The 6880-nt window shown below is 74.2% G+C and carries 8 protein-coding genes; 7 read left to right on the forward strand and 1 reads right to left on the reverse strand.

All coding sequences use genetic code 11. The features are described from left to right. The 7 genes from AB0J68_RS23425 to AB0J68_RS23455 all read left to right on the forward strand — a co-directional run. On the forward strand, positions 1–865 hold an 865-nt coding region (locus AB0J68_RS23425), incomplete at its 5' end, for an SMC family ATPase (protein ID WP_363940476.1). Continuing rightward, entirely contained in the window at positions 862–1821 is a 960-nt protein-coding gene (locus tag AB0J68_RS23430; protein WP_354863141.1) for a hypothetical protein, read from the forward strand. The genes AB0J68_RS23425 and AB0J68_RS23430, both read left to right, overlap by 4 nt. Before the next feature lie 16 nt (positions 1822–1837). Then, positions 1838–2695 (forward strand): fused MFS/spermidine synthase, encoded by an 858-nt coding sequence (locus AB0J68_RS23435; RefSeq protein ID WP_354863142.1) that lies wholly within the window; start codon positions 1838–1840, stop codon positions 2693–2695. 136 nt (positions 2696–2831) lie between these two features. Next, a complete protein-coding gene (locus AB0J68_RS23440) occupies positions 2832–3521 on the forward strand; it encodes a sigma-70 family RNA polymerase sigma factor (RefSeq protein ID WP_355063923.1) in 690 nt (229 codons plus the stop codon). Continuing rightward, complete coding sequence (locus tag AB0J68_RS23445; RefSeq protein ID WP_355063925.1) at positions 3518–4300, forward strand: zf-HC2 domain-containing protein; 783 nt, start codon at positions 3518–3520, stop codon at positions 4298–4300. Before AB0J68_RS23440 ends, AB0J68_RS23445 begins: the two co-directional genes overlap by 4 nt. Before the next feature lie 207 nt (positions 4301–4507). After that, the gene (locus AB0J68_RS23450; protein WP_354863145.1) at positions 4508–5158 is read left to right on the forward strand and encodes a hypothetical protein; all 651 of its coding nucleotides are present in this window, start codon (positions 4508–4510) and stop codon (positions 5156–5158) included. A 120-nt stretch (positions 5159–5278) separates the two neighbouring features. Further along, on the forward strand, positions 5279–6199 hold the full coding sequence (locus tag AB0J68_RS23455; protein ID WP_355063927.1) for a DNA-3-methyladenine glycosylase 2 family protein: 921 nt from the start codon (positions 5279–5281) through the stop codon (positions 6197–6199). Between the two features lie 10 nt (positions 6200–6209). On the opposite strand, the gene AB0J68_RS23460 is transcribed toward AB0J68_RS23455, so the two are convergent. Continuing rightward, the coding region (locus AB0J68_RS23460) for a DUF1990 family protein (protein WP_363940477.1) at positions 6210–6880 on the reverse strand (671 nt) is incomplete at its 5' end.

Consider the following 6880-nt stretch of genomic DNA (forward strand, 5'->3'; position numbering starts at 1 on the left):
GGGGGGCTTCGACCCGGCCCGCGCCGCTGGGGGGGGGTGGGTCCCGCCGGGGGCGGACCGCGCCGCCGTGGCGCCCTCGGGGGGGGTGCTGCCCGCGGGGGGGGCGGCCGCGGCCGCGCGCCGCCGCGCCGACCGGGCCGGCCGGGCCACCGTCGTCGCCGACGCCGAGGCGGCGGCCGACGCGGTGCAGCGGCAGATCGCCGACCGCTTCGCCGCCGCCGACGTGCCCGTCGGCGAGGACCCGGTGCACGCCGCGACGGTGGCCGTGGAGCGGGCCGAGGCCGACCGGCGCCGGCTGGCCGAGCGCCGCGAGCAGGCCGGCACGTTGCGCGAGCAGCGGGCCGGGCACGAGCGCGAGGCGCAGGTGGCACGGGCCCTCGCGGGGCACCTGCGGGCCAACAACTTCGAGCGGTGGCTGCTGGCGGAGGCGTTGGACCTGCTGGTCGACGGCGCGTCGGGGATCCTGCGGGAGCTGTCCTCGGGCCAGTACGAGCTGGTGCACGACAAGGGCGAGTTCTTCGTGGTCGACCACCACGACGCGGGGCTGCGCCGGGGGGTGCGCACCCTCTCCGGTGGCGAGACGTTCCAGGCGTCGCTGGCGTTAGCGCTGGCGCTCTCCGAACAGCTGGCCGGCATGTCGACGACCGCGGCGAGTCTGGAGTCGATCGTCCTGGACGAGGGTTTCGGCACGCTGGACGCGGCCACGCTGGACACGGTGGCCGCGACCCTGGAGAACCTGGCCGCCCGGGGTGACCGGATGGTCGGCGTGGTCACCCACGTCGCGGCGCTGGCCGAGCGGATCCCGGTCCGCTTCGAGGTGCGCAAGGATGCCCGCTCGGCGCGCGTCGAACGGACGGGCCGGTGAGCGACGCCGCGTTCTTCGTCGACTCGTGGGACCCGGCGTACGGTGCGTCGTTCGAGGCGTCCGCGTCCGGGCCGGCGACGCCGAGCAGCGCGCAGGTCGACGCCGACGTGGAGCTGCCGGCCGTCGACTGGCGGGCGATCGGGGTACGCGCGGACGTGCGGGCCCCCGACGTGGTGTTGCTTGTCGACGGGGTCCGCCGGATCGACGCCAGCATCTGGACGGCCGAGGCGGACGGCGGGTCCTTCCCGGGGCTGGCGGCGTCGTACGCGGCCGGGGTTGTCCGCTGCGACCTCGGTCGGGGCGCGGCCCAGTTGGCCGGCACGCGGGTGGGCCGGGGCCTGTTCACGGCGAGCCCGTCGGCGCAGGACGTGGTGGCGGGCGCCATCCGCTACCCGGTGCACCGGGTGGGCGGCACCGGCGAGCTGGCGAAGCTGCCGGCGGCCGTGCAGGGTCCGTTGACCGCGCTGGAGGTGGCGGTGTCCGACGCCGCCCGGGTCGACGGCGACCTGTTGGTGGTGGACGGCCCGTTGCGCAGTCGCCGCCAGTTGCCGCGCACGCTCGGCTACATCAAGACCCAGCACAGCCAGTACCTGGACGCCCGGCTGACGGCTGTGGTGACCGGTCTGGCGTCCGGTCAGCGGTCACCGGTGTTCCGGCTCGGCACGGCCTGGGGCGGGTGGTCGTGGTATCTGCGGCTGCCGGTGGCCGTGGGTGCGCCGTGGGCCGGGATCGTCCGGGTGGAGTGCTCCGCCGACCTGCCCGTCGAGGCGGCGATCGACCTGGCCGACCTGTCGCTGGTCACGCTGCCCCGGTTCGCGTCGACTCCGTACAAGGATCCGCGGGCGCCGCAGAACCTCATCCCGATCGCCGGTCTGGAGCGCCGCCTGCGGGCGTTGCTCGGCGATTCCCGTCTGCTGCACCGCGCGTTGACCACCGCGGCGCGCGTCGGCCGCTGAGCGGGAGCGGGTCGCGGTGGGACGCAAACGAGCGGATGACCGGGTGGTCGAGCAGGTGGACACCGGGCGGGCCGAACTGGTGCCGTCGCCGGACCGGGCCGGTTCGTGGACGCTGCTGTTGGACGGGGCGCCGCAGTCGCACGTCGACCTGACCGATCCCACGCATCTGGAGTTCGAGTACGTCCGGCGGCTGGCCGCCGCACTGGACCTGGTCGCGCCGCCCGGCGAGCCGCTGCGGGTGCTGCACCTCGGCGGTGGCGCGCTGACCCTGCCCCGCTACGTGTCGGCCACCCGGCCGGGGTCCACCCAGCGGGTGTCCGAGGTGGACGGCGCTCTGGTGGAGCTGGTGCGCCGCGCGTTGCCCTGGCCGGCGGACGCCCGGCTGCGGGTTCGTGTGCAGGACGCGCGGGCGGTGCTGGCCTCGACGCGGGACGCCAGCTACGACGTGGTGGTCGCCGACGTGTTCGCCGGTGCCCGCACACCGGCGCACCTCACATCGGTGGAGTACGCCGCCGAGGTGGCGCGGGTGCTCCGCCCGGCGGGCTGGTTGCTGGCGAACCTGGCCGACGGCCCGCCGCTACGGTACGCCCGTGGCCAGGTCGCCACGGTGCGCTCGGTGCTGCCCCAGGCGTGCCTGGTCGGTGACGCGGCGGTGCTGCGCGGTCGCCGGTACGGCAATCTGGTGCTGGTCGCCGGGCGGACGACTCCCCCGGTCCCCGCGTTGACCCGGCGGGCGGCCGGGGACTGGTTCCCCGGCCGGGTGGTGGCCGGCGACGAGTTGGACCGCTTCGTCGGTGGCGCGGCGGTGGTGCGCGACGCGGACGCCACCGGCTCGGATCCGCCGCCGCCGGGGTTGTTCTCCGTCCGCCGCTGACTGGTCGATCCGAGCCCGCCGACCTCTCCGTCGAACTTTTTTCGCGGTTTGTTGATCCGCTCGGGGCGGCGCTGCGTACCACCGGGCGGCCCGCCTTGTGGGGGCGGCGTTGGTCACGGACATCCCGGAGGTCTGCATGCATGCGGTGGCGGCCGGTTGGCATGGCGACGCGGTTCGCGCGGACTGGTTGTCCGCGCGGTCGTCGCGGCCGACCTCGTCTGCCCGGGGGGTCGACGCCCGAGCCATGTCTCGCCAAAATGGTCCGGTGACGCCCCAACCGGCGCCCGGGCGCCACCAGGCGACGACAACCGAGGCCAGCCACTCCGACCAGTTGATCCGGCTGCTCTACGCCGAGCACGCCGGCCCGTTGCTGATGTTCGTCATGCGGCTCACCGGGGGGGACCGGCAGCGCGCGGAGGACATCGTGCAGGAGACGCTGCTGCGGGCCTGGCGTAACGCGCACCGCCTCGGTGCGCAGGGGCAGGGTTCGCTGCGGCCGTGGCTGGTCACGGTGGCCCGTCGGATCGCCATCGACGAGCACCGCAGCCAGGAGGCCCGGCCGCCGGAGACGTACGACCGGGACCTGACCGCGTTCGCCGAGGCGGACAGCACCGACCGGGTGCTGCGCACGATGACGGTGGCGGACGCGCTGCGTACGCTGAGTCAGTCGCATCGGGAGATCCTGATCGCGACGTACTTCCGGGGGCGGACGGTGCCGGAGGCTGCCGAGGAGTTGGGGCTTCCGCTGGGCACCGCCAAGTCGCGGGTCTACTACGCGCTGCGCGCGCTGCGCACGGCTCTGCAGGAGCGGGGGGTGACAGAATGAGCCGGCCAGACCATATGGACGTCGCCGCGTACGCGCTCGGCGTGCTCGACGAGCAGGACACTGAGCGGTTCGAGGAGCATCTCGCCGCGTGCTGGGCGTGCGCGGCCGAGCTGGAGACGATGGTGCCGGTGGTGGGGCTGCTCTCCGGCATCGACGGCGAGACGATGATGGCGCTGGAGCAGACCGCCACCGATCCGGCGCTGCTGGACCGGACGTTGGTAGCGGTCCGGGCCGACCGACGGCGTACCCGGTTTCGTCAGCTGCTCGCGACCGCCGCGGCGGTGGTGGTCTTCGGCGGGTTGACGGGTTACGGCTTCGTGAGTGTGGCCGGGGACGAGGCGCCGGGGCTTCTCGCGGAGCCGACGACGAGCGCCGCCGCCAACGACCCGCCGACGAGCGCGCCGACCGCGCCGCCGAGCGGCCCGGGCGTCGGCGGCACCGAGGAGGAGGGCGACCAGGTCGACGCCACGGACCCGACGACGGGCGTGCAGACGACGATGTTCCTGGTCGAGCGGGAGTACGGCACCCGCATCAACTTCAGCCTGCGGAAACTGCCCGGCCCACGCATCTGCCGGTTGATGGTGGTGCGCACGAACGGCACCACCGAGGTGATTTCGACGTGGTCGGTGCCCGATGGCGGTTACGGCACGAACAATCGCCCGCAGGGTCTTGAGCTGAGCGCCTCGACGTCCGCGTTGGCGAGTGACATCAAGCAGCTCCAGGTGCAGTCGGTCGACCGCAACGGGGTGGCCAGTCCGCTGGTCACGGTGCCCATGTAAGGGTCGCGTACCATCCTCGACGCCGGTCATTGTCTCAATGGCCGGCGTCGATCCGTTGTGTGACCGAAGGTGCCGTGTGGAGGGCCATACGGATGGACGCTCGATTTGGTTCAATCCATTCGCGTGAAATTGACCACTGTTACTTATTCAACCTTGACAGCCTGCCCGCCGTACCTATGGGTGAACTGCCAAGAATGAGGAGGGCACGTGGCACAGATGAAGCGGACCGTCATCGTCGCGAGCGCGATGGTCGCACTAACGGCCTGCGCTCCCGCGGGTTACGACGGGGCGAACTCGAGCGCGGCCGAGCCGGTCGCCGTCGCCGCGGCCGAGCCCACCGCGTCGGCTGAACCCGAGGCGTCGGCATCCGCGGAGGCGCCGGTCGCCGACGCGCCGCCGCCCGCGGACGTCGACCTGACCGAGCAGTTGATCGGCAAGAAGATCGCCCGGATGGGCAACGTCGTGACCGACCAGGACGGCTGGGTCCTGTACCGGTTCGACAAGGACACCGCCGACCCGCCCGCGTCGAACTGCGTCGACAAGTGCGCGCAGGTGTGGCCGCCGGCGTTGACCGACGGCAACCCGCAGCTCACCGGCCTCTCCGACGACAAGGTCGGCAGCGTCACCCGACAGGACGGCACCCGACAGCTCACCATCGGCGGCTGGCCGGTGTACCGCTACATCGGCGACAAGAAGCCCGGCCAGTGGAAGGGCCAGGCCGTCGGCGGCACCTGGTTCGTGGTCGACCAGAACGGCAAGAAGAACCTGACCTGCCTGCCCACCTCGACGCCGAAGGCCGTCGCGCCGCCGGCGGACAGCGGGTCGAGCGACGCCGGCGGTTCGGGTTACTCGTACTGATCCCGATACGCCAGGGCACGGTGGCCGGTCGCAGCCGGGGAGGGCGCGACCGGCCACCGCCGTGCCCGCGGGCGGCTGGTCGACGACCGGCGCCGTACCGCGACCTGGCAGAGTAGCGGGGTGACCGAGACCGAGCCTGCCGCGACGAGGGTGCTGCACCCGCCCGTCGGCTACCGGCTGGCCGCGTCGGTCCGCGGCCTGACCTTCAGCCCGTACGACCCGTGCGCGCGCATCGCCGCCGGCACGTTCTGGTGGGCTACCCGCACCCCGGACGGGCCGGCCACCCTCGCGCTGCGGCCGGCGGGCGGTGAGCTGCTCGCCGAGGGCTACGGACCGGGCGCCGAGCACGTGGTGGCCCGCGCCGACAAGATCGCCGGGCTGCACGACGACCTGACCGGCTTCGCCGAGTTGGCGGCGGCGCACCCGCTCGTCGCCCGGCTGGCCCGGGAGCACCGGGGGCTGCGGATGCCCACCACCGGGCAGGTCTTCCCCCGGCTGCTGCGCGCGGTCTTCGAGCAGAAGGTCACCGGCAAGGAGGCGTACCGGGCGTACGCGGCGACCGTGCGGCACTTCCGGGAGCCGGCACCCGGCCCGCTGCAACCGCTGCTGCTGCCGCCCGAGGCCGCCGCGGTGGCCGCCACCCCGTACTGGGTGTTCCACCCGTTCGGCGTGGAGCAGCGCCGGGCCGACACGCTGCGGCGCGCCGCCGCGCTCGCCGATCGGCTGGAGCGCTGCGTGGACGCCACCGAGGCCACCCGGCGGCTGACCGCCATCGCGGGCATCGGCCCGTGGACCGCCGCCGAGGTGGTCCGGATCGCCTACGGTGACCCGGACGCGGTCAGCGTCGGCGACTACCACATCCCGAACACGGTGGCCTGGGCGCTCGCCGGCGAACCGAGGGGTGACGACGCTCGGATGCTGGCCCTGCTGGAGCCGTTCCGGGGGCATCGGGGTCGGGTGTGTCTGCTGCTGGAGGCCGCCGGCATCCAGGCGCCGAAGTACGGCCCGCGCGCCCCGATCCGCTCGTTCGCCCGCTTTTGAGGCCGCCGGGTCAGCGGCCGGCGCAGAGCCGGCGCAGAGTGCGACCGAGCCACCAGGCGTACGCGTGCTGCACCGCCCGGACGGCCGGGCCGGCCGCGCGGGTGAACCAGCGGTCCGGGAGGCTGAACGCGCGTACCTCGAACCAGACCGCGCCACTGTCGTCCTGGCCGACCACGAACGCCTCCTCGCCCCGCTCCGGGTGACCGGGGAGGGTGCCGTAGCCGAAGCCGGCGAGCGTGGGCGACTCGTCGCTCCAGACCACCCGGCAGGGCCCCCACACGCGGGCCAACCCGACCCCGAGGCCGGCCGTGACCAGCGCACCCTCGGTGGCCCGTGCCGCGTCGGTGCGCATCCGGACCCCGGCGGCGCGGTGCAGCCGCCAGCTCAGCACCGCCTCGGCCGCGGTCTCGAAACAGCCGGTCGACGGGTCCGGTGGCGCAGGTGGTGGTATCCGCCGGGCAGCGCGCCATGCCGGGTCCGTCCCACCTCCGGGTACGTCAGCTCGGCCACTCGGCTGGGTCAGGCGGGCGGTGGCACCGACCGCGAGGGGCCCTGACTCACCCCGCTCGGCCCGACTCACCGAGGCCGTCCACTCTGGCCACCGCGCCACGTCGACAAGCAACGCCCAGACCCGCTCGGCGTCCGCGCCGACCTCCGTGTCCGCCTCGAACCGCATCGCGT

It is taken from the genome of Micromonospora sp. NPDC049580 (genome assembly GCF_040675595.1).
GTDB lineage: Bacteria > Actinomycetota > Actinomycetes > Mycobacteriales > Micromonosporaceae > Micromonospora.